Origin of the sequence: Microbacterium rhizosphaerae (assembly GCF_034120055.1) — a bacterium.
Lineage (GTDB): Bacteria > Actinomycetota > Actinomycetes > Actinomycetales > Microbacteriaceae > Microbacterium > Microbacterium rhizosphaerae.
The window spans coordinates 1,698,565-1,722,552 of the sequence record NZ_CP139368.1; the positions used below are offsets into that span (position 1 = coordinate 1,698,565).

26 protein-coding genes and 1 tRNA gene are annotated in these 23,988 nt (G+C 71.2%); 13 read left to right on the top strand and 14 right to left on the bottom strand.

Annotated elements, in window-relative coordinates; all coding sequences use genetic code 11:
* The first annotated feature begins 14 nt into the window (after positions 1-14).
* Positions 15-923, top strand: coding sequence for an NUDIX domain-containing protein (locus SM116_RS07390; RefSeq protein ID WP_320943803.1), 909 nt, complete (start codon positions 15-17; stop codon positions 921-923).
* Between the two features lie 4 nt (positions 924-927).
* On the opposite strand, the gene SM116_RS07395 is transcribed toward SM116_RS07390, so the two are convergent.
* A complete protein-coding gene (locus SM116_RS07395) occupies positions 928-1,527 on the bottom strand; it encodes a DnaJ family domain-containing protein (protein ID WP_320943804.1) in 600 nt (199 codons plus the stop codon).
* 96 nt (positions 1,528-1,623) lie between these two features.
* Between SM116_RS07395 and SM116_RS07400 the strand changes: the two genes are divergently transcribed.
* Positions 1,624-2,178 (top strand): hypothetical protein, encoded by a 555-nt coding sequence (locus SM116_RS07400; protein ID WP_320943805.1) that lies wholly within the window; start codon positions 1,624-1,626, stop codon positions 2,176-2,178.
* On the opposite strand, the gene SM116_RS07405 is transcribed toward SM116_RS07400, so the two are convergent.
* Complete coding sequence (locus tag SM116_RS07405; protein ID WP_320943806.1) at positions 2,179-3,078, bottom strand: sigma-70 family RNA polymerase sigma factor; 900 nt, start codon at positions 3,076-3,078, stop codon at positions 2,179-2,181.
* Positions 3,079-3,151: 73 nt separating this feature from the next.
* On the opposite strand from SM116_RS07405, the gene SM116_RS07410 reads away from it, so the two are divergent.
* Positions 3,152-3,931 (top strand): SDR family oxidoreductase, encoded by a 780-nt coding sequence (locus SM116_RS07410; RefSeq protein WP_320943807.1) that lies wholly within the window; start codon positions 3,152-3,154, stop codon positions 3,929-3,931.
* Positions 3,932-3,936: 5 nt separating this feature from the next.
* Here the strand turns inward: SM116_RS07410 and SM116_RS07415 are convergent, their stop codons facing one another.
* The 3 genes from SM116_RS07415 to SM116_RS07425 are packed head-to-tail and all read right to left on the bottom strand — an operon-like array spanning position 3,937 to position 5,609.
* Positions 3,937-4,293 carry an RNA-binding S4 domain-containing protein gene (locus tag SM116_RS07415; RefSeq protein ID WP_320943808.1) on the bottom strand — a complete coding sequence of 119 codons (357 nt, stop codon included), beginning with the start codon at positions 4,291-4,293 and terminating at the stop codon, positions 3,937-3,939.
* Positions 4,290-4,991, bottom strand: coding sequence for a lysoplasmalogenase (locus tag SM116_RS07420; protein WP_320943809.1), 702 nt, complete (start codon positions 4,989-4,991; stop codon positions 4,290-4,292). The genes SM116_RS07415 and SM116_RS07420 overlap by 4 nt, the downstream gene beginning before the upstream one ends.
* 30 nt (positions 4,992-5,021) lie before the next feature.
* A complete protein-coding gene (locus SM116_RS07425) occupies positions 5,022-5,609 on the bottom strand; it encodes a GNAT family N-acetyltransferase (RefSeq protein WP_320943810.1) in 588 nt (195 codons plus the stop codon).
* A gap of 103 nt (positions 5,610-5,712) precedes the next feature.
* On the opposite strand from SM116_RS07425, the gene SM116_RS07430 reads away from it, so the two are divergent.
* The 3 genes from SM116_RS07430 (at position 5,713) to SM116_RS07440 (ending at position 8,204) form a co-directional block, all read left to right on the top strand.
* Positions 5,713-5,786: transfer RNA gene (locus tag SM116_RS07430), tRNA-Pro, on the top strand.
* 160 nt (positions 5,787-5,946) lie between these two features.
* Positions 5,947-7,191: a glycosyltransferase gene (locus SM116_RS07435; protein WP_320943811.1), complete on the top strand. Its 1,245-nt coding sequence runs from the start codon at positions 5,947-5,949 to the stop codon at positions 7,189-7,191.
* On the top strand, positions 7,191-8,204 hold the full coding sequence (locus SM116_RS07440) for a glycosyltransferase (protein WP_320944125.1): 1,014 nt from the start codon (positions 7,191-7,193) through the stop codon (positions 8,202-8,204). The genes SM116_RS07435 and SM116_RS07440 overlap by 1 nt, the downstream gene beginning before the upstream one ends.
* Positions 8,205-8,286: 82 nt before the next feature.
* Here the strand turns inward: SM116_RS07440 and SM116_RS07445 are convergent, their stop codons facing one another.
* Positions 8,287-9,531, bottom strand: coding sequence for an MFS transporter (locus tag SM116_RS07445; protein ID WP_320943812.1), 1,245 nt, complete (start codon positions 9,529-9,531; stop codon positions 8,287-8,289).
* A gap of 71 nt (positions 9,532-9,602) precedes the next feature.
* On the opposite strand from SM116_RS07445, the gene SM116_RS07450 reads away from it, so the two are divergent.
* Positions 9,603-10,112 (top strand): winged helix-turn-helix transcriptional regulator, encoded by a 510-nt coding sequence (locus SM116_RS07450; protein WP_320943813.1) that lies wholly within the window; start codon positions 9,603-9,605, stop codon positions 10,110-10,112.
* Here SM116_RS07450 and SM116_RS07455 read toward each other — a convergent pair.
* From SM116_RS07455 to SM116_RS07470, 4 genes are all read right to left on the bottom strand, one after another.
* Complete coding sequence (locus SM116_RS07455) at positions 10,109-11,080, bottom strand: EamA family transporter (RefSeq protein WP_320943814.1); 972 nt, start codon at positions 11,078-11,080, stop codon at positions 10,109-10,111. The two genes, SM116_RS07450 and SM116_RS07455, sit on opposite strands and share 4 nt — an antisense overlap.
* A gap of 97 nt (positions 11,081-11,177) precedes the next feature.
* Positions 11,178-11,666, bottom strand: a complete 489-nt coding sequence (locus SM116_RS07460; protein ID WP_320943815.1) for an adenosine-specific kinase — start codon at positions 11,664-11,666, stop codon at positions 11,178-11,180.
* A gap of 82 nt (positions 11,667-11,748) precedes the next feature.
* Positions 11,749-11,871 carry a hypothetical protein gene (locus tag SM116_RS07465; RefSeq protein WP_320943816.1) on the bottom strand — a complete coding sequence of 41 codons (123 nt, stop codon included), beginning with the start codon at positions 11,869-11,871 and terminating at the stop codon, positions 11,749-11,751.
* 143 nt (positions 11,872-12,014) lie between these two features.
* Positions 12,015-13,811 (bottom strand): glycoside hydrolase family 15 protein, encoded by a 1,797-nt coding sequence (locus SM116_RS07470; RefSeq protein ID WP_320943817.1) that lies wholly within the window; start codon positions 13,809-13,811, stop codon positions 12,015-12,017.
* A gap of 77 nt (positions 13,812-13,888) precedes the next feature.
* Here SM116_RS07470 and SM116_RS07475 point away from each other — a divergent pair, with 77 nt between their 5' ends.
* Positions 13,889-15,253 carry a glucose-6-phosphate dehydrogenase gene (locus SM116_RS07475; protein ID WP_320943818.1) on the top strand — a complete coding sequence of 455 codons (1,365 nt, stop codon included), beginning with the start codon at positions 13,889-13,891 and terminating at the stop codon, positions 15,251-15,253.
* Between the two features lie 70 nt (positions 15,254-15,323).
* Positions 15,324-16,316, top strand: coding sequence for an aldo/keto reductase (locus SM116_RS07480; protein WP_320943819.1), 993 nt, complete (start codon positions 15,324-15,326; stop codon positions 16,314-16,316).
* A gap of 36 nt (positions 16,317-16,352) precedes the next feature.
* Here the strand turns inward: SM116_RS07480 and SM116_RS07485 are convergent, their stop codons facing one another.
* Positions 16,353-17,240 carry an NADP-dependent oxidoreductase gene (locus SM116_RS07485; RefSeq protein WP_320943820.1) on the bottom strand — a complete coding sequence of 296 codons (888 nt, stop codon included), beginning with the start codon at positions 17,238-17,240 and terminating at the stop codon, positions 16,353-16,355.
* A gap of 204 nt (positions 17,241-17,444) precedes the next feature.
* Between SM116_RS07485 and SM116_RS07490 the strand changes: the two genes are divergently transcribed.
* The 3 genes from SM116_RS07490 to SM116_RS07500 all read left to right on the top strand — a co-directional run bounded on the left by SM116_RS07490 (position 17,445) and on the right by SM116_RS07500 (position 19,573).
* Entirely contained in the window at positions 17,445-18,209 is a 765-nt protein-coding gene (locus SM116_RS07490; protein ID WP_320943821.1) for a hypothetical protein, read from the top strand.
* Between the two features lie 87 nt (positions 18,210-18,296).
* Positions 18,297-18,968: a CPBP family intramembrane glutamic endopeptidase gene (locus SM116_RS07495; RefSeq protein ID WP_320943822.1), complete on the top strand. Its 672-nt coding sequence runs from the start codon at positions 18,297-18,299 to the stop codon at positions 18,966-18,968.
* An 86-nt stretch (positions 18,969-19,054) separates the two neighbouring features.
* Positions 19,055-19,573: a MarR family winged helix-turn-helix transcriptional regulator gene (locus tag SM116_RS07500; protein ID WP_320943823.1), complete on the top strand. Its 519-nt coding sequence runs from the start codon at positions 19,055-19,057 to the stop codon at positions 19,571-19,573.
* Here the strand turns inward: SM116_RS07500 and SM116_RS07505 are convergent, their stop codons facing one another.
* On the bottom strand, positions 19,574-20,002 hold the full coding sequence (locus SM116_RS07505; protein ID WP_320943824.1) for a pyrimidine dimer DNA glycosylase/endonuclease V: 429 nt from the start codon (positions 20,000-20,002) through the stop codon (positions 19,574-19,576).
* On the bottom strand, positions 19,977-22,187 hold the full coding sequence (locus SM116_RS07510) for an MMPL family transporter (protein WP_320943825.1): 2,211 nt from the start codon (positions 22,185-22,187) through the stop codon (positions 19,977-19,979). The genes SM116_RS07505 and SM116_RS07510 overlap by 26 nt, the downstream gene beginning before the upstream one ends.
* A gap of 124 nt (positions 22,188-22,311) precedes the next feature.
* Between SM116_RS07510 and SM116_RS07515 the strand changes: the two genes are divergently transcribed.
* Positions 22,312-23,106: a glycosyltransferase family 2 protein gene (locus SM116_RS07515; protein ID WP_320943826.1), complete on the top strand. Its 795-nt coding sequence runs from the start codon at positions 22,312-22,314 to the stop codon at positions 23,104-23,106.
* Here SM116_RS07515 and SM116_RS07520 read toward each other — a convergent pair.
* Positions 23,072-23,959, bottom strand: coding sequence for an alpha/beta fold hydrolase (locus tag SM116_RS07520; protein ID WP_320943827.1), 888 nt, complete (start codon positions 23,957-23,959; stop codon positions 23,072-23,074). The genes SM116_RS07515 and SM116_RS07520 overlap by 35 nt on opposite strands.
* Between the last annotated feature and the right edge of the window lie 29 nt (positions 23,960-23,988).

Below are 23,988 nucleotides of genomic sequence, written 5' to 3' on the forward strand. Positions count from 1 at the left end.
GACAGGCTGACAGCGTGACGATCGAGCCCCCCGCCTTCGAACACCGGCGCCCGCTGGGGCCGCGCGATCCTGGCGATGCGTGGGTGGTCGCACCGACGGGGGAGCGCTACTGGGGCGCCTTCGGCGCCGCCGGGCTGCTCGCGTACGACCGGGAGCGCGGCGTGCTGCTCCAGCACCGGGTGACGTGGAGCCACCACGGCGATACGTGGGCGCTTCCCGGCGGTGCGCGTCACGAGGGCGAGTCGGCGTGCGACGGGGCGCTGCGCGAGGCGCAGGAGGAGGCGGGCGTTCCCGACGGGGCGGTCCGCCCGCGGCTCATGAGCGTCCTCGATCTCGGCTACTGGTCGTACTCGACGCTCGTCGGCGACGTCGTGGAGCCCTTCGAGCCCGTGATCAGCGACCCCGAGAGCCACGAGCTCGCGTGGGTGCCGGTCGATGAGGTCGACCGGCGGCCGCTGCATCCGGGATTCGAGGATGCATGGCCCCGCCTGCGTGAGCTCCTGCCGGTGCGTCCCGCCGTGGTCGTCGACGCCGCGAACGTCGTCGGGTCGGTGCCGGATGGGTGGTGGCGCGATCGCGCCGGCGCCGCGGGACGGCTCATCGACCGGATCGGCGGGCTCGTCGGTGCCGGTGTGCCGGCACACGCGCTCGGGCTCCCCGAGACGACGTGGTTCCCGCACGTCACCGTGGTCGTCGAGGGTCAGGCGAAGGCGACGCAGACCTCCGCACCGGACCTCGACATCGTGCGCGCAGCGGGCTCCGGTGACGACACGATCGCCGCGGAGGCGGCGAGGCTCGTCAGATCCGGACGCTCCGTGACGGTGGTCACGAGCGATCGGGGGCTCGCCGAGCGCGCGCGGCATGGGGGAGCCGAGGTGCGCGGCAGCCGCTGGCTGCTTGATCTGCTCGACCTGCTCGAGTAGAGCCCTACGCGCGTCGGCGCCGCCACCCCGTGCGGCGCCGCTGCTGCGCGGCCGCACGGTCGGCGTCCTGCTGCGCGGTGAGCGCGGTGGCCCGTTCTGCGCGACGCCGGCGCCACGCGACGACCTCGGCGTCGACGTCCCGCGTCGGCGTGACCACGGGCGGCCCGCCGAGCAGTTGCCTGCGCGCCTCGATGACGCGGCGGTTGAAGTCCTCGAGCGTCTCCCGCACGTCGGCCTCGCGCGACAGCCCGTCGAGGAGTCCGTCGAGCTCGGCGTTCTCGACCCGCAGTGTGAGCGCCGGCGGACCGAGTCCCCGCAGCTGTTCCCGCTCGATCTTGCGGCGGATCCACCAGTCCGGGTCGTGGTGTTCGCCGAGTCCCGGGATGGGCTTGCCCGCCCCCGGAAGGTCGTCGAAATCGCCACGACGGATCGCCTGCTGGATGGCCATCTCGACCACGGCGGCGCGCTCCTGCTCGGTCATCCCGCGCGGAGCGTCTGTCGACGCTTCCGTCACGGGTGCGACCGCTTCGGGCTCTTCACCGTGCGCTCGCGCCGCGCGTTCGGCGCGCAGCCGCGCCGCCGCGACGCGTGGGTCTTCGCTCATGCATCCTCCCCGGCGATGTCGACGGATGCGGACCCGCACTCGCCGGCTGCCGCATCCATTCTCCCGGCTCTGAACTCACCGGGGCCCAGGCGAGGGATGAACCCGTCCCGCAATCGATTCGAGAAGCGGGAGCTGACGACGCGCTCGCGCGGTGGATCGCCGGTGTCGGCACGGTCCGCCAAGATGGGGAGCGTGCCGGTCCGCAGCTTCAGCCTCTCCGCGATCGTGGATGCGTCGCCCGAGCGCGTCATCGACTTCCTCATGCAGCTCGACGCGCACCGCGGCATGCACCCGTACCTGCAGTCGGCGCAGCTCGTGGGCAGCGGGGTCGACAGCGGCGACCATCCGTGGTGGGACTGGCGGATCGTGGAGCGGCCGGCGCTCGGTCCCCTGCGATACACGATCCGATTCCCCGCGCGGATGACGCGCGAGGCGGAGACGGCGATGCGCGGCCGCGTGCGTGCGGCACGCGGGTGCTGGCTCCTGACGGCGACCTCCGCCGTGGCGGGCGAGCGGGGCACCGAGGTGCACGAGACGACGACCGTCACCGCACCGTGGCCCGTGGTCGGCTACATGACGAAGCACGCGCGGATCGCGCACGCCCGGACGTTCGCCCACCTGCCGGCGGAGCTGTCTCGCACGGTCTCGTGATCACTCCGGCCGGTGGTCATGGGCCACGGCCTCCGCGGCGCCCGTCTGGTCGATGCGGGTGAGGTCGGCGAGGACGTCCAGCCGCACGATCCGCCCGTCGGCGACCGTGAATGCCATGAGCGAGACGACACGGCCGCGTTCGACGACCGCCACGCCCGGCAGCCCGTCGATGAGCACGGGCTGCGAGTGCGCGGCCAGTCGCGCGGCGAGGGCCGCGCGCCCCGCGATCTCCGCGGCTCCGTGCAGCGACTCCGACGACGAGCCGTAGTCCGCGTGCAGGACGGCGCCGTCGCTCAGCAGCGACAGCAGCGCGCCGAAGTCGCCGTCCTGGACGGCGGACAGCCACGCTCGGACGATCTCGCGGCCCGCCGCGCCCGGGCTCGGCGCATCCGCTTCGTCCGGCGCTCCGCGGAGCCTGCGCCGTGCGCGCGAGGCGAGCTGGCGCACCGCCTCGGCGGAGCGGTCGAGCGTGCGCGCGATGTCGTCGAACGGCAGCGCGAACACGTCGTGGAGTACGAACGCGATGCGCTCGGCGGGGCTGAGCTGCTCGAGCACGACGAGGAGGGCGACGCTGACCCGATCCGCGCTGAGCGCCTCCCGCTCGGGGTCGCCGCGGCCGGACGCATCCATCGCTTCCACCGGCCACGCTTCGACCTGCCAGGCACGCTCATGCCGGATGCGTGCGGAGCCCAGGATGTCGAGGCAGATCCGCGACACCACCGTCGTCAGCCAGGCTTCGAGATTGTCGATGGATGCCGCGTCTGCCCGGGCGAGGCGCATCCACGCCTCCTGCACGGCGTCGTCCGCATCGCGATTCGATCCGAGCAGCTGCAGGGCGATCGCCCGCAGGCGCGGGCGCTGGGTCTCGAAGCGCTCCGCCAGCGGAATCTCATCGGTCATGTCACATCCTCCTCGGGAACGTCGTCGTGATCATGACGGGGCAGCGGCCCCGATCGTGACGGAAGGAGACATGATGGCTTCCATTCTCGTGACCGGCGGCACCGGGAACCTCGGACGACACGTCGTTCCGCTGCTGCGCGCCCAGGGGCACGGCATCCGGGTGCTGAGCCGTTCCCCACGTTCCGGAGAGGGCGTCGATCATGTGGTCGGCGACACGGTCAGCGGAGAGGGGCTCGCAGCGGCTGTCGCCGGCGTGGACCGGGTCCTCCACCTCGCGGGCAGCAACAAGGGCGACGACATCGGCACCGGACACCTGGTGGATGCTGCGCACGCCGCGGGCGTCGCGCATCTTGTGATGATCTCGGTCGTCGGCGCCGATCGCATGCCGATCGGTTACTTCCGGGCCAAGGATCGCGCCGAGCGCGTGCTCGCGGGGTCGGGGGTGCCGTTCACGGTGCTGCGCGCCGCGCAGTTCCACGACTTCGTGTGGGGGATGTTCGGCGGCATGGTCAAGATGCCGCTCGTACCCGCGCCTCGTGCGATCCGGCTGGAACCCGTGGATGTGGGCGAGGTCGCGGCGCGGCTCGCCGAACTCGTCGACGAGGCTCCGGCCGGTCGGGTCGCCGACCTCGCCGGGCCCGAGATCCTCGACGCGCCGACGCTGCTGCGCGGCATCGCGGCTGTGCGCGGTGTGCGGCGGCCGTTCGTCCCGATGCGCGTTCCCGGTGCCGTCGGCCGTGCGTATCGCGCGGGCGACAACCTCGCCGGCGACGGCGTGCTGCGCGGTCGGGTCACCTGGGCCGAGTATCTCGAGGGCCGCAAGCCGGTTCCCGTGGGCGTCGCCGGCCGATAGCCTCCTCAGCGGCCGCGGAGCTTGTCGATGTCGCGGCGCTCGCGCTTGGTCGGCCGGCCGGCCCCGCGATCGCGCTGCGCCATGACGGGCGTGGGGTCGCGCGGGGGAGTCCGATCCTCCATCGCCGTGGCGACGAGCGCCGCGCCGACGCGTTTGGCGATCGGCTCGCGCACGACGAGCATCCGGTCGAATCCGTCGATGCGCACGCGCACCTCGTCGCCGGGCTTGACGGTCTGTGCCGCTTTCGCGCGCTCGCCGCCGACGCGGACGTGCCCCGCTCGACAGGCGGTCGTCGCGGCCGACCGGGTCTTGTAGATGCGCACGGCCCACAGCCAGGCGTCCACCCGCGCTGTGGCGCTCATGGTGTCGCGACGACCGGTGCGACCGGTGCGAGCGCCCGGGTGCGCAGGGCGGCGATGGTCCCTGCGGCGATGAGGCCCTGGCCGGCGCAGTAGGTGATCATGACGAGCGGGCTGGTCCAGTGCGCCATCGCCTCGGGGGTGAACAGGCGGAACGCGAGCACGGTGTCGGAGCACAGGAACAGCGCTCCGCCGACGGTCACGACGGGGTGGCAGCGGGCGGCGCTCGCGGCCGTGCCGCCGAGGACGAGCCCGTAGGCGGCGACGGCGAACGACAGCGCTCCCAGGCGCGGCCACAGGATCGCCAGCATCCCGGCCCACCAGAGGACGTAGACGAGGGTCCACCACGGCAGCCGGCGGACGGCGAGGTGGCGGTTGAAGAGCCAGATGTAGGCGAGGTGTGCGACGCCGAAGGCGCCGAGCATCACGGGCAGCTCGGGCAGGAACGGGAAGAACACGGCGGCCTCGTCGCCGATCCACGAGAAGGCCAGGCCGACCCCGAGGATGCGCAGCGCGACCTGCTGGGCCTTCGGGACGTCCTTCGCCAAGATCACGACGGCGCATGCCAGCAGCGGCATGAGCAGCAGCTTCGTGATCGCCGCGATCTCCGTCGCGTCCACGCTGAGCGCCCCGATGTGGATGAGCGAGACGATGACGTAGGGGGCGAAGGCCCACCAGCGCACACGCGGCGACGTTGACACGGGATCCATCGTAGGCGGGCCGGATGCCGCTCATTCGCCCTCGGCGACCGCCTTCTCGACGATCGCGAGATGCGGCTTCGGGCGTGCGACCTCGGTGAATCCGGCGGCGAGGAAGGTGGACAGGATGCCGGTGTACAGCTCGTTCGGGCGCTTGTCCGCGGCGGTGGGATCGATCGGGTATGCCTCGACCACCTTCGCTCCCTGCGCGCGGGCGTAGGCGACGGCGGCATCGAGCAGCTCGGCGGTGAGCCCGGATCCCCGGTGCTCCCGGCGCACGACGAAGCACGACACGGCCCACACCGACGGGTCGTCGAAGGGATGCGGCGACTCCGCGAAGGCGCGCGTCCGCGCGAGCCGCACCTGCGCCGTACGCGGCCCGACCCGGACCCATCCGGCGGCTTCGCCGTCGACGTAGGCGACGAGCGCGGGCGGCGGCCCGGCGTCGACCTCTGCGCGCAGCATCCCCTCCCGCTCCTCCATGGAGGTGCCCTGCCACTGCGCATTCGTGATCATCCACCACTGGCACTGGCAGGAGTGCCCGTCGCCGCCCCCCGACAGCGCGTGCTCCGCATCGGCGAATCGGTCGGCGGTGACGGGTTCGATCGTGATCGTCGGCATGCGCCCGAGACTACGAGCAGGCTCGGACACGCTCAAGGGCTCGCCGGTTCGCGGGCGCTGCGAGGAGCGGCTAAGATGGGGGAGTTGCCCGCGCGCGGGTCAACGGGATGTGGCGCAGCTTGGTAGCGCACTTGACTGGGGGTCAAGGGGTCGCAGGTTCAAATCCTGTCATCCCGACGAAAAAGCCCAGGTGAGAGATCGTTTCTCACCTGGGCGTCGTCGTCTCCGGCGGTTGCCACGTCGCAGAGCGGGGGAGCCGGCATCGCCACCCCGGGCCGCTCACAGGTGACCGGCGTAAGGTGGGGGAACAGCGTCCGGGAGCTCAGCCAGTCCCGACGTGGACCGGATCGCGCCGCCGTCGCCGTGCTCCCACGAGGGATGCCGTCGGCAGACGTCTCGCCACCACCCGCAGCCGCAGGAGCTCGGGCATACCGAGGAGCGCGTCGCCGTGACCCACTATGGCTTTCTGAGCACGTATCCGCCCACCCGCTGCGGTCTTGCGACCTTCACCGAGGCACTCGCGGGCGCCCTGACCGTCGACTCGTCGGACACAGCCGCGATCGTGCGCGTCCTCGAGGCCCCCGACGATGCGCAACCGCGTGGCATCCGCGCATCCGTCCGCGTGGCGGCGGACCTCGTCGCACGCGATCGGCGCAGCATGGCCGTCGCGGTTGCGAGCCTCGACGAGTGCGATGTCGCCGTCGTGCAGCACGAGTACGGCATCTACGGCGGGCAGGACGGCGACGAGATCCTCGACGTGCTCGCTGCCGTGACCACGCCGACCATCGTCGTGCTGCATACCGTGCTCCCGGCCCCGACGTCGCACCAGCGTCTGGTGCTGGAACGGGTCTGCGCCCTGGCCACGAGCGTCGTCGTGATGACGAGCGGCGCGCGTGACATCCTCATCGAGCATTACGCCGTGGATGCCGCGGACGTGCACGTGATCCCGCACGGCGTGGCGAACCTGGCCGTCGAGGTGGGAAGCCCTCACCTGCGCAAGCGCATCCTCACGTGGGGCCTGATCTCGCCGGGCAAGGGGATCGAATGGGGCATCCGTGCGATCGCACAGCTCGGCGACCTCGACCACGAGGTCGAGTACGTCGTCGCCGGGCAGACGCACCCCAAGGTGCTCGCCCACGCCGGCGAGAGCTACCGCACCGGGCTCACGGATCTGATCGGCGAACTCGGCATCCAATCGTCCGTCCACCTCGACGGGCGTTACCTCGACGCGGGCGAGCTCGCGACGCTGGTGGCATCGGCCGACGTCGTGCTGCTGCCGTACGACTCTCGCGACCAGGCCACGTCGGGGGTCCTCGCCGAGGCGGTCGCCGCCGGCATCCCGGTCGTGGCCACGGGCTTCCCCCACGCGGTCGAGCTGCTGGCAGGCGGCGCGGGGATCGTCGTCGCCCACGAGGACCCGCAGTCCATGGCATCCGCCCTGCGGACGATCCTGACGGCCGACGATGTCGCCAGACGCATGCGGGAAGTCGCGCTGCGCGCTGCGAGCAAGACGAGCTGGCCGGCGGTCGCGGACCGCTATCGGCTCCTTTTCGAGGACCTGCGCGCGGCGAAAGCGGCGTGATGGACGGCCCCGCGCGTTACACGCACCTCCTCGCCCTCACCGATCACCACGGGGTCTTCGAGCACGCGCTCCTGGACGCGCCGCGCCGAGAGCACGGATACTGCGTCGACGACGTCGCGCGTGCGCTCATCGTGGTCGCCCGTGACCCGGAACCGAGTGCGGAACTGTCGCGATCGGCCGAGACCTACCTCGACTTCCTCGATGCGGCCATCGGATCGGACGGCTTGGTGCACAACCGCATGGATGCGAGCGGCGAGTGGTCCGACGAGCACGCCATGGGCGATTGGTGGGGACGACTGCTGTGGGCCGCCGGGACCGCTGCGGCGCGGGCATCCGACCCGGCTGTCCGCACCCGCGCGCTGCAGATGTTCCGCCGCGCCGCCCGGCAGCGCTCGAGCGAGCTGCACACTATCGCCTTCGCGGCACTCGGCGCGGCCGAGGTCGCATCCGCGTACCCGGGCGACACGGACGCCGCGCGCATCCTCCGCGATCTCATCGACGCGATCCCCGCGGCGCCGCGGGAGAGCTGGCCGTGGCCGGAGCCTCGTCTGAGCTACGGCAACGCCTCCATCGCCGAAGCGCTGATCGCGGCCGGCACCGAGCTGGGCGACGTGGTCGCGACCGATCGCGGCCTGCTCCTGCTCACCTTCCTGCTGACGCTCGAGACCGCGGACGGCCGCCTCTCGGTGACCGGCACCGGCGGCCGCGGGCCCGGCGAGGTCGGCCCGCAGTTCGATCAGCAGCCGATCGAGGTCGCTGCGATCGCCGACGCCTGCGCACGTGCCTACGCGCAGACGGGCGACACCGCCTGGCGCGCCGGCGTCGACCTCGCGTGGCAGTGGTTCTCGGGTCGCAACGACAGCGGCACCCCCATGATCGACCACGACACCGGAGCGGGCTTCGACGGACTCGAGCGCGACGGCCGCAACGAGAACCGAGGAGCCGAGTCGACGCTGGCCGCGCTCAGCACGCATCAGCAGGCACGACGCCTCGGACTGCTGCGCGCCGCATGACCGAGCAGGGCCGGCTCGTCGTCACGCACGGCGTCGGCCCGATGCGCACCTGTGCGCTCGGCGCGCATCCCGACGCCGCCCGTCAGCCGCGGCCGCGCGCCCCGACCCCCAGGCCGACTCCAAGGAGCGCCACGACGACGATCACGACGGAGAATCCCACTGCCATCGCGCCCACGCCGATGGCCGTCGCGACGAACCCGGCGACGATCGCGGAGCCGCCGAACGTCAAGTAGGCGACGACGAAGATCGCGCTGAACAGTTCCGCCCGCTGGTGCGGCTCGACCTCGGGCACGAGGCCCCGGATGCTTCCGGTGAACGCCATGCCCATGCCGAGGCCCGCGACGGCGGCGCAGATCCACACGAGTGCGAGGGCACCCACGGCCAGGGCGCCGAGGAACAGGGCGATGCCGAGCGCGATGCCGAGGTTGCCGAACAGCCGCAGCCGGCGGGCAGGGATGCCGCCCGTGACGCCGGCAGAGAGTGTCCCCGCGGTGAACATCACGAAGTTCGCCGCGCCGCCGACGATCGGTGTCGTCACGTGGAACACCGACACGAGGATGATCGGCAGCAGCCCGAGGAAGAGCGCGGTCTCGAGGAACGCGGCCACGATCGTGGGCGCGGTCATTCGGAACAGCCGGCGCACGCGCGGCGGGACGCCCACCCGCGGGATGAGCGAGCCCAGCGCGCCCGGGCGGGTCGTCGAGGTCTCGGGGATGAGCACGGCGAGCAGGGTGCCGGCGGCCATGACCACGGCCAGCGCGAGCCAGACCGCGGTCGCTGCGGCGGTGGGGATCGCCAACGCGATCAGGCCGGCCAGCAGAGCACCGATCGCGAGCCCGGCGGTCGTGGCGAGGCTCGACATCACCGCGCCGAGCCGCTTTCGGGACTCGGGGGCGAGCTCGACGATCGCCGCACCGAACGTGCTGGAGGCGACGCCGGTCGCGAGCCCCTGCAGCACGCGGCCCACGATCAGCCAGGAGATCGACGGCGAGAGCAGGAACACGATCATCGACACGAGCTCGAGCGCGAGGGCTCCGATGAGCACCGGCCGACGACCGACGTAGTCCGACAGCGAGCCGAACACGAGGAGCGCCCCGATCAGCGCGAAGGCGTAGACGCCGAACGCGACGGTGAGGAGCGTGGGGGCGAAGCCCCACTCGCGCTCGTACAGGGGCAGGAGCGGTGTGGGTGCACCGGCGGCGACGAAGAATGCGAGCAGTGCCGCGGACATCCCGACGAATCCGACCGCACGCGACACGCGCAGCGTTCTCCTCCGCGCGATCTCGGGGATGGATGCGGCGAGGGATGCGGTGTGTGCTTCAGCCATGGGTGACAGTATGCACTTCAATCAATGAAGTTACAAGCATCAATCATTGAACAATCTGATACGCTCGACCCATGCCTCTCGGAACGGACTACGCGGGTCAGGACTGCGCCGTCGCCCGCGCGCTCGAAGTCGTGGGCGAGCGCTGGACGCTCCTGGTCGTGCGGGATCTCTTCTACGGCATCCGTCGATACTCGGAACTGCAGAAGCACATCGGGCTCCCGCCGGCCACCCTCACGGACCGGCTGAACCACCTCGTCGAGCACGGCGTCGTCGACCGGATTCCCGGCCAGGGCGCACGCGACGAGTACGTCCTGACGCCGAAGGGCGAGACGCTGTGGCCGGTCATCTCGGGCCTGGCGCAGTGGGGCAACGAGAACTACGTCCGGCCCGAGCGCCGCATGGTCTACATGCACCGCCAGGACGGCGCATCCCTCGACGCACAGGGTGCGTGCACGCAGTGCGGCGCGATCCCCGTCGCCTCCGACGTCGTCATCCGCAAACCCGAGCGAGAGGGGATGACGGATCCCGTGGCGCTGGCCCTGAAGGAGCCGCACCGGCTCCTCGAGCCGCTGCGCACCTAGTCGGCGCGCGTACCCACGAGGGCAGCCGAGCGAGCGCGCTCACCGCCCACTTCGCCGAGCTTGACCGTGACGACGCCCGCCACGATGAGCGCGGCGCCGAGCCACTGCCATCCGGTGGGCACGATGCCCAGCAGCACGATCGTCCAGAAGATGCCGAACAGGGCCTCCGAGTAGCCGGTGAAGCTCGACACGATCGCGCCCAGCCGGCGGGCGGCCGCGACGCCGAGGAGATACGACAGCACCGTCGAGATGAGCACCATCCCGGCGACGACGACCGCGGGAGCCAGGGGCGCGCCGGCGATGACGGCGGCGGCGCCCGTCATCGTGAACGGCAGCACGCCGGCGGCGCTCACGATGACGAGGGTGATCGCACCGACCGACAGACCGAGTCCCACGAACGGCAGGGGCGGGATGCCGTGATCGCTCGAGGCGCCGGTCGCATAGTAGGCGGCGTTCCCGATGGCGGCCACGAGGGCGAGCAGGATGCCGAGCGGGTTGAGAGCCTGTCCGGAGGCGACGCCCGAGATCGCGACGAGGCCCACGACGGCGACGGCGGCGCCGAGCAGCGTGAGCTTCGAGGGGGCGATGCGGCTGCGCATCCAGGTCCACAGGACGAGGAGCACCGGGCCCATGAACTCGATGAGCAGGGCGAGACTCGGCGGGATGAACTGCACCGCCATGAAGAACGCGAGCTGGCAGCCCGCGACCGCAAGCAGCCCGAACAGCAGGATCGGTCCCTTCGCCCGCCACACCCGGCCCCACGTGCCGCGCAGGGCGACGACGGTCGGGATCGCCAGCACGATCGCCGCCAGTGCGATGCGTGCGGTGGCCGCCGCGCCGGGCGACCAGCCGGCCGACATCAGCGCGCTCGCGAAGGTGCCGGAGAGTGCGAAGCTCGCCGCGGAGCCGATCGCGAGGGCGAATCCGGCGACGGGGATGCCGCCCCTCGCGTGCGCACTCGTGGACATCGCCGACCCCGTCTCGTGCGCCGCCCCCGTGCGCGGCGCATCCGGCAATCGTACCGGCGGGGTCGGACAGCGGATGCGGCCGGCGCTGGTGCCCGCGTCAGAGCTTGTAGCCGATGGCGCGCAGCAGGTCCTTGCGCTCCTGCACGTCCTTCTCGCTCTCGATGCCGACGGGCGGCTGCCCGTCGATGACCCCGGTGACGCCGCGGCCGGACTCGGTCACGGCGACGAGCATCTGCACGGGGTTCGCCGTCGCGCAGTACACGGTGCACACTTCGGGCACGTTCTTGATCTGGTTCAGGACGCTGACCGGGAACCCCTCGCGGAGCATGACGACGAACACGTGACCCGCGGCGATCGACACCGCCGCCGCGACGGCGAGGTCGACGAGATCCTCGTCGTTCCCTGTGCGCCGGACCAGGCGCGCGCCGGAGGCCTCGCAGAACGCGACGCCGAACCGCAGCGGCCCGCCGACACCCACCAGCACCTCGTGCAGGTCTTCGACGGTCTTGATGAAATGCGATTGCCCGACGATGACGTTCACGTCGTCCGGCTTGTCGATCGGGACGACCTCGATCTCGATGCTCACGGCGGACCTCCTTCGACGGCGTCAGCCTAGTGGCCGCGCGCAGGCGCCACTACGCCTGCGGCCGGACCCTTCCGCGCGAGCCTCACTTGTGTGCGGGGTACGTGTAGAAGCCCTCGCCGGTCGCCACCCCGAGCTTGCCCCGGTCGATGTCGTTCTCCTTGAGCCAGGCCGCGCGGCGCTGAGCCTTCTCGTCGCCGTGGGACATGATGTTGTACGGCGAAGCCGCTGAACGCGGTCTGGTACGCGATCTGCGATCCGAGGACTCCGGTGCCCAGCACGGTCACGCTGCGGATGATGCTCATGGTTCTCCTGTCCCGTGCTCGCCCCCTTCTGAGGCCGACGAGCACGTCACCGCGGCTTGTGTCGTGCGCGTGCGAGTGCGTCGGCCGCGCGTACCAGTGCGAGGTGCGAGAACGCCTGGGGCATGTTTCCGCACTGACGCTTCTGGTTCGGGTCGTATTCCTCCGACAGCAGCCCGACATCGTTCGCGATGGCGCAGAGACGGTCCATGAGCGCCCGGCCGTCGTCGAGCCGGCCCGTGCATGCGTACTGCTCGACGAGCCAGAACGAGCAGGCGAGGAACAGGCCCTCGGTGCCGGGCAGACCGTCGACGTCCGTCGAGGTGCGGTAGCGGCGCAGCATCCCGTCGTACATGAGGTCCTGCTCGATCTTCTCGACCGTCGCGAGCATGCGCGGGTCGTCGGGCGTGCAGAACCCCACCTGCGGCAGCAACAGGAGGGACGCGTCGACCTCGGTCGTGCCGTAGTACTGGGTGAAGTGCCCATCGGCGACCCCGTGCGTCTCGATGTCGTGCTTGATGCGGCGGCGGATCCGGCGCCACTCGTCGGGATGTCCGGGCAGGCCATGATCCTCGACGGCGCGCACCGCGCGGTCGAAGGTGGCCCACACCATGACCTGGGAGTGCGTGAACCGATGCGAGTCGCCCCGGATCTCCCACATCCCCTTGTCGGGCCGATTCAGCTGATCGGCCGCGTACGCGATGAGGTGCCGCTCGAGCGGCCAGGAGAACTCGGACTCCCTGAGCCCGGCCTCGCGTGCGGCGGACAGCGTCACGAGCACCTCGCCGACGACGTCCGCCTGGAACTGGAGTGCCGCCCCGTTGCCGATCCGAACCGGCGAGGATCCCTCGTAGCCGGGCAGTGAAGCGAGCTCCCGCTCGACGAGATCGCGCTCGCCCGCCAGCCCGTACATGATCTGCAGATCGTTCGGATCGCCCGCGACCGCTCGCAGCAGCCAGTCCCGCCAGTGATCGGCGAAATCGACGAACCCGTGATCGATGAGGGCCTCGAGGGTGAGCGCGGCATCCCTCAGCCAGACGTAGCGGTAGTCCCAGTTGCGTTCGCCGCCGAAGTTCTCCGGGAGCGACGTCGTCGCGGCGGCGGCGATGCCGCCTGTCTCGTGGTTCGTGAGCGCGCGCAGGATCAGCAGCGCGCGCACGACGAGGGCGTGGTGTGGTCCGCGGTGGTCGATCTGGTCGCCCCAGCTCTGCCACCAGGCCCGCGTGGTGGCGAGGGCGCCATCGACGTCGAGCGGATCGGGAACGGCGCGATACGACTGGAACCACGTCATGGTGAGGTCTACGGACTCGCCCGTGGAGACGGTCACCGCACCGTGGTGCACGTGATCCACAGCGGTGAGCCTCTCCCCGCGCATCACGATGCCGCTCGGGCCGGCGATGGCGACGAGCTCGGGGTCCGCGTCGGTTCCGGTCTGCCGGACCCAGGGCAGCGCCCGCGAGTAGTCGAAGCGCAGGCGCAGGGTCTCATCGAACTCGACGGCGCCCGCGATCCCGACGACCCTGCGGACGACGTCGATCCGATTCACGTCGACGAACGGATCCGGGTTGATCGGCATGAAGTCGTGGACCTCTGCCACACCGGTCACCGTCTCCCACCGGGTGACGAGGATGAACGTGTCGCCGTCGTAACGCCGAGTGCAGGTGGCGTCGACGTCCTTCGGGCGGAGGCTCCAGCATCCGTTCCTCTCATCGCCGAGGAGCGCTGCGAACAGGGACGGCGAGTCCAGGCGGGGCAGGCACAGCCAGTCGATGCTCCCCTCGCGGGAGACGAGCGCGGCCGTCCGGCAGTTGCTGAGCAGTGCGTAATCTTCGATGGGAACCGACATCCCTTTCACGCTTACACCTGTCGTCCGCAAGATGCGAGGGGGTTGCGGTCGCGGCTGAGAGAACTAACTTGGCCCTCATGCGACCCGCCACTCTGCTCATCCTGGGGGCCTCCGGCGATCTCACCTCACGGCTGCTCCTGCCCGCGCTCGGCCAGCTTCTGCAGCGTGAGCCGGCACGGGAGCTCCGGCTGCGCGGGGCCGGGTCGGACCGCTGGACGCGCAAGCGATGGCAGGATGCCGTGCGCACGGCGTTCGCGAGCGCGGATGCCGAGGACGCCTACGACCGGGTCACGGACACCGACTACACGCACGCCGACATCACGCAGGTGGACGACCTGAAGCAGCTGCTCGAGCCGATCACCGGACCGGTCGTGATCTACTTCGCCGTGCCGCCGGCGGTGACGGTCGCGGCGTGCGAGGCCCTCCGGAAGGTGAAGCTCCCCGACGACACGATGCTGGCTCTCGAGAAGCCGTTCGGCGACGACGAGGCGAGCGCCGCGAGCCTCAACCAGACCCTCCTGCGGCTCGTGCCCGAGGACCACATCTTCCGCGTCGACCACTTCCTCGGCCGGGCGACCACGCTGAACGTGCTCGGGGTGCGGTTCGCGAACCGGGTCGTCGAGCCGCTGTGGTCGGCCGAGCACGTCCGGAGCGTGCTGGTGCGCTTCGACGAGTCGCTCGCGCTCGAGAACCGTGCGCGCTACTACGACCACGCGGGCGCGATGGTCGACATGCTGCAGAGCCACCTGCTGCAGGTGCTCGCGATTCTCACGATGGAGCCGCCGGCCACCCTCGGCGACCGTGATCTGCGGGGTGCCAAGACCGCCGCCCTGCGGGCGACCCGCATCTGGGAGGACAACCCCGTGCGCTTCTCCCGGCGGGCCCGCTACACCGCCGGGACGATCGGCGACGACAAGATCCCGTCCTACGTCGACGAGCCGGGCGTCGACCCGTCGCGCGAGACCGAGTCCCTGGCCGAGATCACGTGCGAGGTCCGCACCTCCCGGTGGGCCGGTGTGCCGTTCACGCTCCGCTCCGGCAAGGCGATCGTGCCGAACACCGCCGAGATCGTGGTCGTCTTCCGCGAGGTGCGGCACCTGCCCGACGGCTTCGGGGGCACCCCGGGGGATGGCGGTGTCCTGCGCTTCTCGCTCGGCCCGGATGCGATGTCCCTGGAACTCAACGTGAACGGCGGCGAGGACCCGTTCGCGCTGCACCGCCGCACGCTGGGCGTCGACCTCGGTCCCGGGCGGACGCGGGCGTACACCGAGGTGCTCAGCGAGCTGCTCGACGGCGATGTGACGCTGTCGGTGGGCGCTGACGCCGCCGAGGAGTGCTGGCGCATCCTCCAGCCGGTGCGCGACGCCTGGCGGCGAGGCGACGTGCCGCTCGAGGAGTATCCGGCAGGCTCGCGCGGGCCGGCCGACTGGCCGACGTCCTGAGGCCCGCGCGCCCCGGCGGCCCCTGGCCGTGACAGGCTGGAGCCATTCACCCGTCTCGAAGGGAGCCCCCATGCAGCAGCGCGCGCTCGCGGACACCGGCCGCGAGGTCTCGGTCATCGGTCTGGGCACCTGGCAGCTCGGCGCGGACTGGGGCGCCGTGAGCGAGGACGACGCGACGGCCGTTCTCGCGGCCTCCGCCGATCGCGGCGTGACCCTGTTCGACACCGCCGACGTCTACGGCGACGGGCGCAGCGAGTCGCTCATCGGGCGGTTCCTCGCGGCGAACCCGGGCCACGGCATAACGGTCGCCACCAAGATGGGTCGACGGATGCCGCAGACCCCGCAGAACTACACCCCGGAGAACTTCCGCGCCTGGACCGACCGCTCCCGCGGCAACCTCGGCGTCGACACGCTCGACCTCGTGCAGCTGCACTGTCCGCCGACGGAGGTGATCGAGGATGACGCGACGTATGCGGCGCTGGACGCCCTCGTCGCCGACGGGACGGTCGCGGCCTACGGTCTGTCGGTCGAGACGTGCGCCCAGGCGCTCGCGGCGATCGCCCGCCCGAACGTGACGAACGTCCAGATCATCTTCAACCCGTTCCGGCTGAAGCCCCTCGACGAGGTGCTGCCGGCGGCGGAGGCGGCGGGTGTCGCGGTCTTCGCGCGCGTGCCGCTGGCCTCCGGGCTGCTCTCGGGCAAATACACGTCCAGTACGACCTTCGCCCCCGACGACCACCGCTCCTACAACCGCCACGGCGAGGCGTTCGACCGCGGCGAGACGTTCTCCGGCGTCGACTTCGAGGTGGGTCTGACCGCCGCCCATCGGCTCGCCGAGGCTCTTCCCGACGGTGTGTCGCTGCCCGCGGCGACGCTGGCCTGGATCGCGTCGCAGCCCGGCGTCACGGCGGCCATCCCGGGCGCGCGCTCGGTCGCGCAGGCGACGTCGAACGCGGACGCGGCGACCCTGCTCGACCGCGGTTTCGACGTGATCGCGTTCGACGCCGTCGTCCGCGACGTCTACGACGAGCTGCTGCGCGAGGCCATCCACCCGCTCTGGTGAGCCCGGCCGCCGGATGTCCGGCGGCCCGGCTTCCCGCTACGGGGCGACCTTGATGACGATGTTGCCGATCTTGTGGTCGCCCATGTACTCGGCGAACGCCGCATCCATCTGATCGAGGCTCTTCTCGCGATCGACGATCACCCGCAGCCCACCGGAGTCGACGAGCGCGGCGAGTGTGCGGAGCCCGTCGCCGGTCGGATAGCCGGCGACGATCCCGACCTCGACGCGGTCGGCCCCCGGCACCATCTCGGGGGCGTAGACGACCGGCGACAGCAGCTGCCCGCCGTCGCGCACGAGGCCGGCGATCTGGCCCACGTCGCCGATGAGGTGCACCGCGGCGTCCACGCCCTCCGGCGCGATCGCACGCACCTCGCCCTCGAGGTCCGCGTAGTCGATCGCGTACGCCGCTCCGAGCTCCCGCATGAGCTCGCGCCCGGCCTCGGTGCGCGCCGTCGCGATGACGGTCGCCCCGGCCGCGGCGGCGAGCTGCACGAGCAGCGTACCGACGCCCCCCGTCGCGCCGACGATCAGCAGCGTCTTGCCTGCCGCGTCGCCGAGCATCGCGAGGGTCACGAGCGCCGTCGAGCCGGTGTGGGCGAGCCCGGCGGCCTCCGCATCCGCCAGCGCATCCGGAGCGAGTGCCAGCCCGCTGTGCGCGATCGCCGTCGTGTACTCGGCGAATGCGCCCTCCTGCAGGTGCGGCTTCGAGACGACGCCGATCACCCGGTCGCCGATCTCGAAGCCGTCCACGCCCTCGCCGAGCGCGTCGACGACTCCCGCGAACTCGCGTCCGAGGACGAGCGGGTAGCGGTGCTCGAAGAAGCCCGACATGTAGCCCGCCGCGACTGCCACGTCGAATCCGTTGACGGATGCGGCCGTCACCCGGATCCGCGCCTCGCCCGGCCCGGGTTCGGGGATGTCCACCTCCTGTATGGCGGGGGCTTCCCCCGCCGATGACACCGCATACGCTTTCATGCTGGAACCGCCCTCCATGCGTCCGTCCCGCCGGGTGCAGGTGCCTGCGGACGCCGTGAGCCAGGGATATACCCACCGCGGGCGCGGGACAACCGGACGGAATCCCTAGGGTTTCGCGGAGGATCCACGCCGTCTTCCGTCCGAATCCAGCGGATGGGACCATGGACCATGGCGACGGATGCTGCAGACCTGGAGGGCACGGTCCCGACCGAGGTGACGGTCGGCGCGGCGGGGGAGGCGGGCGAGACGGATGCCGCCCTCGGACGTCGGCTGCAGATCCTCGCCACCGAGCACTGGGGACTGCTGGCCGCCCGCAGCACGGCGCAGAGCGAGGTCCTCACACGCATCACGATCTACCTGACGCTCGTCTCGGCGGGGCTCGTGACGATCGGCATCCTCGGTCAGGCCACGCACTTCGCCGTCTGGTTCCCCGTGGCGGCCCTCGGCATCCTGGGATTCCTGTCGGTCGTCGGCCTGCTCACGCTCATGCGGGTGCTGACGGTGTCCGAGGAGGACTTCATGTACGTGACCGCGATGAACCGGATCCGCGCCGGGTACGCGCGCGTCGACCCGGCCGCGGCCGAGTACTTCCTCGCCTCGACGCACGACGACGAACTGGGGATGCGGGTCACGTACTCGTTCCTGCGCCACCGTGGTGCCGTCGAGCAGGTGCTCGGATCGTCGACGATCCTCAGCATCCTCGTCAATGCGACCGTCACGGGGATGTTCGTCGGCGGCCTGTGCGCGGCGCTCGGGGTGCCCGTCGTCGGCGCGGTCGTCGTCGGCGTCGGGTTCGGCCTGTGCGTGATCGGTGGCGGCATCTGGTACGCCGGGCACTGGTTCACGTCGGCGTGGCGCCGGTACAAGCCGCTCAGCCCGAGCGTGGGCCCCCCGCCGCACTGGCAGCGCAGCCGCTGAAGCCGCCCCGCCGCGATCCGGGTGCCGCCGCCTCCGCCGGGACCTTCGGCCCGGACGGGGTCGCCGACGCACGCTCATGATCTCGCCATGAGCCTGCATGAGAGCGGCACCGTGAGCACGAAGGCGATCGTTCGCTCGGCGTTCTATGTGCTCTGGGGAGTCGTCCTCGTCTGGGGTGCGGTCTTCGCCAACACGGTGGTCTATCAGGCGCTCTCGGCGCCGCCCGCGACTGTCAATCCGTACCTCAACGACCTCTCGTCGGATGCCGTCATCCTGTTCGTCGCGTTCATGCCGATCGTATGGGCTCCGAGGTTCTTCGGATATCAAGTCGGGGTCATTGCGAAGCACTGGCGCATGCTGCTGGGCATGGCAGCCTTCTTCGTCGCCGCCCCTCTGCTCTATCGCCTGGTCCTCGGCGAGACTCCGTTCGGAGCGAACACGTGGTTCTTCGAAGGGGTGGTGGTCCCTCTCGCCGAGGAGGGGCTGATGCGCGGCATCCTCCTCTCGCTGCTCGTATGGGGCTTCGGGCGGCTGTACCGAGAGTCGACAGCCGCATGGATGGGGATCGTCTTCAGCGCGCTGATCTTCGCGACGGCCCACCTGAACAACCTCGGCAGCTACCCGATGGGCTTCGTCCTCTTCCAGGTCGGGTTCTCGATCGTCGTCGGGCTCGCGTTCGGCTATACCCGCGTGACGACGCAGAGCATCTATCCGGCGATCGTCCTGCACTCGCTCCTCAACCTGGCCGCGACGCTCTGATGGATCGGATCGCGACGGAGTGCGTCGCGCGCCCCCGTCGTGCGCAAGATCGCGCGTCCAGCGCCGGAAGCGGTCATGATGGAGGGATGACGCTGAAGGAAGCGGCGGCACCGCCGTCGCCGCGAGAACTCGCAGGGCCGGACCAGGAGTCCAGCGCGCAGCCGCGCGAGGACGCGGTGCTCGCCCTGATGCGCGCGGTGCGCGCCTTCGGCGACGCCCACGATCGGATGAGCGGCGCGATGAAGCGCGGCATGGACATGAACGTCACCGACCTCGCGGCCCTGCGGCTCCTGATCATGCGGGCGGACAAGGGCACTCCCGTCACGCCGGCCGAGATCGCGCGGCACCTGCGCATCTCCACGGCATCGACGACGAAGCTCCTGGATCGGCTCTCCGCGGCCGGCCATGTCGAGCGGTGCCCGCATCCCACCGACCGTCGTGCTCTCATCGTGGAGCTGACCGATCACGCGCGGGCCGAGTTCTTCCGCCTGTTCGGCACGCGCCTGCGCGCGATGCGCGCCGCGTTCGAGGAGTTCTCCGACGAGGAGCTGCGCGTCGCGGCGCGCGTGCTCGAGGTCACGTCCGCCGCGATCGACCGGGACTGATCAGGGGCGCTCCCACGGCGCGATGTCGCCGGGCACCACGACGAAGAGGGGATGCGGCCGCGCCTCGCTCACGAGCCACCGCTGAGCGTCCTGGGGGCTGCGGGCCTCGAGCTTGCGTCCGAGGTGCGCCCACTCGTAGGCGAGCTGTCCGTCCGTGACCTCGATCGCGGCGCTCGGGCTGGACGGCGTGAGGATGCGACTGCGGTCGAAGCGGTAACCGCGACGATCGGCGTCGTCTGCGAGGCCCGTCAGGTACGCGCCGACCGTCGCGAGAGGATCGGCCGTTGCGCGGAAGCGCTCGAGCTGAGGGTGCCGGCGATATCCCCTCGTCGATCCCGCGAGCACCGCCTGGGCGAGGAGCGTCTCCCGCCAGCAGGCGATGATGGCGGCACGGTCGAGGATCTCAGGGTGCAGCGACCAGATCCGCATGGTTCTCAGCGCCTCCGTTCGACTCGGCATCCCGTCGTGCGAGCCGCGAGGGCCACCAGATCGCGCGCCCGATGTCGTACGTCACCGCGGGCACGAGCAGCGACCGCACGATGAACGTGTCCAGCAGCACGCCGAAGGCGACGATGAACGCGATCTGCACGAGGAACAGGATGGGGATGACCGCCAGCGCGGCGAAGGTCGCCGCCAGCACGATGCCCGCCGAGGTGATGACCCCGCCCGTGATGACGAGGCCGCGGAGGATCCCTTCCCTCGTGCCGTGCGCGACCGACTCCTCGCGCACCCGTGTCATGAGGAAGATGTTGTAGTCGACGCCGAGCGCCACGAGGAAGACGAACGCGAAGAGCGGCACGGCGGGATCCGCACCGGGGAAGTGGAAGATCCCGTTGAAGACGAGCGCCGACACCCCGAGCGCGCTCGCGAACGACAGCACGGTCGTGGCGATGAGGATCACCGGCGCGACGATCGCGCGCAGCAGCAGCATCAGGATGATCAGGATGACGGCCAGCACGACGGGGATGATGAGCGTGCGGTCGCGGATGGATGCCGCGTTCGTGTCGACGGCGGTGGCCGTGACACCGCCCACCTTCGCGCCCATCGGGTCGAGGTCGGCGCGCAGCCGGTGGACCGTGTCGGCTGCCGCCGTCGAGTCGGCGGCGTCGGTCAGCGTCCCCTGCAGCAGGACCTTGCCGTCGACCACGGTCGGCGCGGGCGTCGGCTGTCCGGGCGGGCCGACGGCCGTGAGGCCCTCGCGGGTGACGGTCGCGCTGCCGCTCGGGCTGTCCTTGGACACCACGCTGACGCCCTTGACACCGGAGTCGTCCAGCAGCACGTCGGCGGCGTCCTGCAGCTTCTGCTCGTGGACGAGCACGTAGACCGGGCTGCCGGAGCCCGCCGGGAAGTGATCGCCGAGCACGGCCTGGCCGTCGCGCGCGTCCGAATGACCGAGGATCAGGTCGGACTGCGCCACTCCCTGCGCGTGGAGCTGGGTGACCCCGAGGGCCGCCGCACCGAGCAGGATCGTGACGATGACCCACGTGAGGCGCGGCCCGCGCTGGATGAGGCGGGCGACGCGCGGCCACGGGCCGCGCCTGGTCAGGACGTCCTCGGCGGCGAACTCCGGGTCGTACGCGGGCCGGCGGGGCCAGAAGACCGCGCGGCCGAACACGAACAGGAGCGCGGGCAGCAGGGTGAGAGCGGCCAGCATGGCGAACACGATGCCGATGGCTGCGACGGGCCCGAGCGTGCTGTTGGACTTCAAGTCGCTCAGCAGCAGGCACAGGAGACCGGCGATCACGGTGCCGCCCGAGGCGAGGATGGGCTCGAACGAGCCCCGCCACGCCCGGAGCACGGCGGCGCCCTTGTCGTGCGTGGAGCGCAGCTCCTCCCGGAAGCGCGCGACGAGCAGCAGCGAGTAGTCCGTGGCCGCTCCGATCACGAGGATGAACAGGATGCCCTGGGTCTGGCCGCTGAGGAGCAGCACACCGTCCTTGGCGAGCCACCACACCGCGAGCAGGGCCGTGCACAGGGCGAACAGGCTCGTGAGCAGCACCACGACCGGCAGCAGCAGCGAGCGGTAGACGGCGACCAGGATGATGAAGACGGCCAGGAGCGCGGCCCCCAGCAGCACGCCGTCGATGCCGGCGAACGCCCCGACGAGGTCGGCGGTGAAGCCGGCGGGACCGGTGATGTGCACGTCGACCCCGCGGGGAACGTGGTCGCCCAGCTGCTGCGAGATGGTCGCGACCACCGTCGCGATCTCGGCCTTCGCGTCGATCGGGATGAACGCCTCGGCGGCGCGCCCGTCGTCCGAGACGATGACGGGGGAGACGTCCCCGTTGATCCCGGGGGTGTCCTTGACCGCGTCGAGGGCGTCCTGAATGGCCGTCTTGCCGGCGGCGTCGATCGCGCCGTCCGAGCGGAAGACCACGACGGCCGGGAGCGAGTCCGCGCCGAGGAAGCCGCCGAGGCTCTTCTGCACGACCGTCGCATCGGCGGAGGTCGGCAGATACGCGGTCTGCTCGTTCGACGACACCTCGTCGACGCGCCCGAACAGCGGCCCGCCGAGGCCGGCGGCGATGAACCAGGCGATGATCAGCGCGGCTGGGATCAGGACGCGGAGCACTCGGTGCGGGCGGCGGCGTGAGGCGTGCGCGGGGGCGGCCATCGTCTCTCCATCTGTCTCGATATTGCTAGATAAGCTAGCAATCTAGACCATAGCACCATCGGACGCCGCAACATCGCCGAGGGCGCGGCATCCGCGGGTTCAGCGGGCATATGCTGAACCACGTATGAGCACTCTCAGCGTCGTCATCCCGTCGTACAACGATGCGGCGATGCTCCGCGAGTGCCTCCGTGCGCTCGCGGCCCAGACCCGCCAGCCGGACGAGCTGATCGTGGTCGACAACGGGTGCACCGACGACACCGCGCAGATCGCGCGCGCCGCAGGTGCTCGCGTGGTCGTCGAGCCGGTCAGGGGAGTGCTGCGCGCGACGGCGGCCGGCTTCGACGCCGCCACCGGCGAGATCATCGGACGGCTCGACGCCGACTCGCGGCCGAACCCGGATTGGATCGCCCGTGTGATGGCCGACTTCCGGACGGATCCGACTCTGGATGCCGTCACCGGCGGTGGTGTCTTCTACGGGGGCCGCGCGTTCTGGCGCTTCGTGGGACGCTGGGGCTACCTCGGCGGCTACGTCGTCTCGATGCGCGTCGTGCTCGGGCGCACGCCGCTGTTCGGCTCGAACTTCGCGCTGCGCCGGGAGGTCTGGGACGACGTGCGGGGACGCATTCATCTCGACGACCCCCGCACGCACGACGATCTCGACATCACGTGCGTGCTCGACCCGGACACGAGCGTGGACTACGACCCGGGCCTGCTCATGCCCGTGTCGGCGCGCCCGTTCGACAGGTTCGCGGAGTTCCAGCGTCGGGCGTCGTGGGCGTTCCACGGTCTGGGCGTCAACCTGCGGGAGGTGCCGTGGCTGACCCGGCTGCGTCTGACCGCGGCGGGGCGTCGACGGCGCCGCGCGCGCCGCGCGGCGTACGAGGTCAGCCTTCGATCAGTTCCCGCATCGCCCGAGTGACCTGATGCGGGGCGGTCTCGCATGGGCTGTGGCCGGTGGCGAGCACGACGAGCCGTGCGCCCAGGCGGTCGGCGTACGCGCGGTGCAGCTCGTGGGGGAACACGTCGTTGGAGCCCGTCACGACGAGCAGCGGGATGCCGGTCGCCCGCAGCTCCGCGTCCAGGTCGGGCGTGCGTTTCATGAGCGCAAGCATGTCGCCGACGCTGCTGCGACGCGTGTACTCGAACCTCGCCGTGACGAACTCGGCACGGTCCAGCGGCGCCCGGTGCACGTTGTGGCGCAGCGCGACGATGAAGGCGGGGCCGAGGGCGCGCCCGGGGATGAACGGGCTGATCGGTCCGAGCCACTTGAATCCGCGCAGCGATTGGCCGCTCAGGGGAGGGGCCGACAGGAGCGTGAGGCTCGCGAAGAGCTCGGGGCGGGCGATCGCGAGGACGGATGCCACGGTCCCCGCGAACGAGTACCCCAGCACGTGCGCGGGGGTCCGGCCCGCCGCCAGCACGGCGTGCAGGTCGTCGACGAACAATTCGAGGGTGTACCGGTCGCTCGGCGGATCGAGGTTCTCAGGCCCGGCCGCGTACGACTCGTACTGACCGGACATGTCGAACGACTCGACGCGGCAGCCGCTTGCGGCCAAGAGCGGCATCATCAGGACGAAGTCCTCCTTCGACCCGGTCATTCCGGGCACGAGCACGACGCGCCGGCCGTCGACCGGACCCATCGACACCATCGCCAGCGGGCCGCTCGGCGCCGCGAACGTCGAGCGCTCGGCCTGCGGCGGCCACAGGCTCCAGTCGATCGGGCCGAGCGCCCCGTCCAGGCGCGCGGCCTCGCTCATCGAGGCGGGGTTCATGCGGGCACCCAAACCGCGTCGGGAGTCCG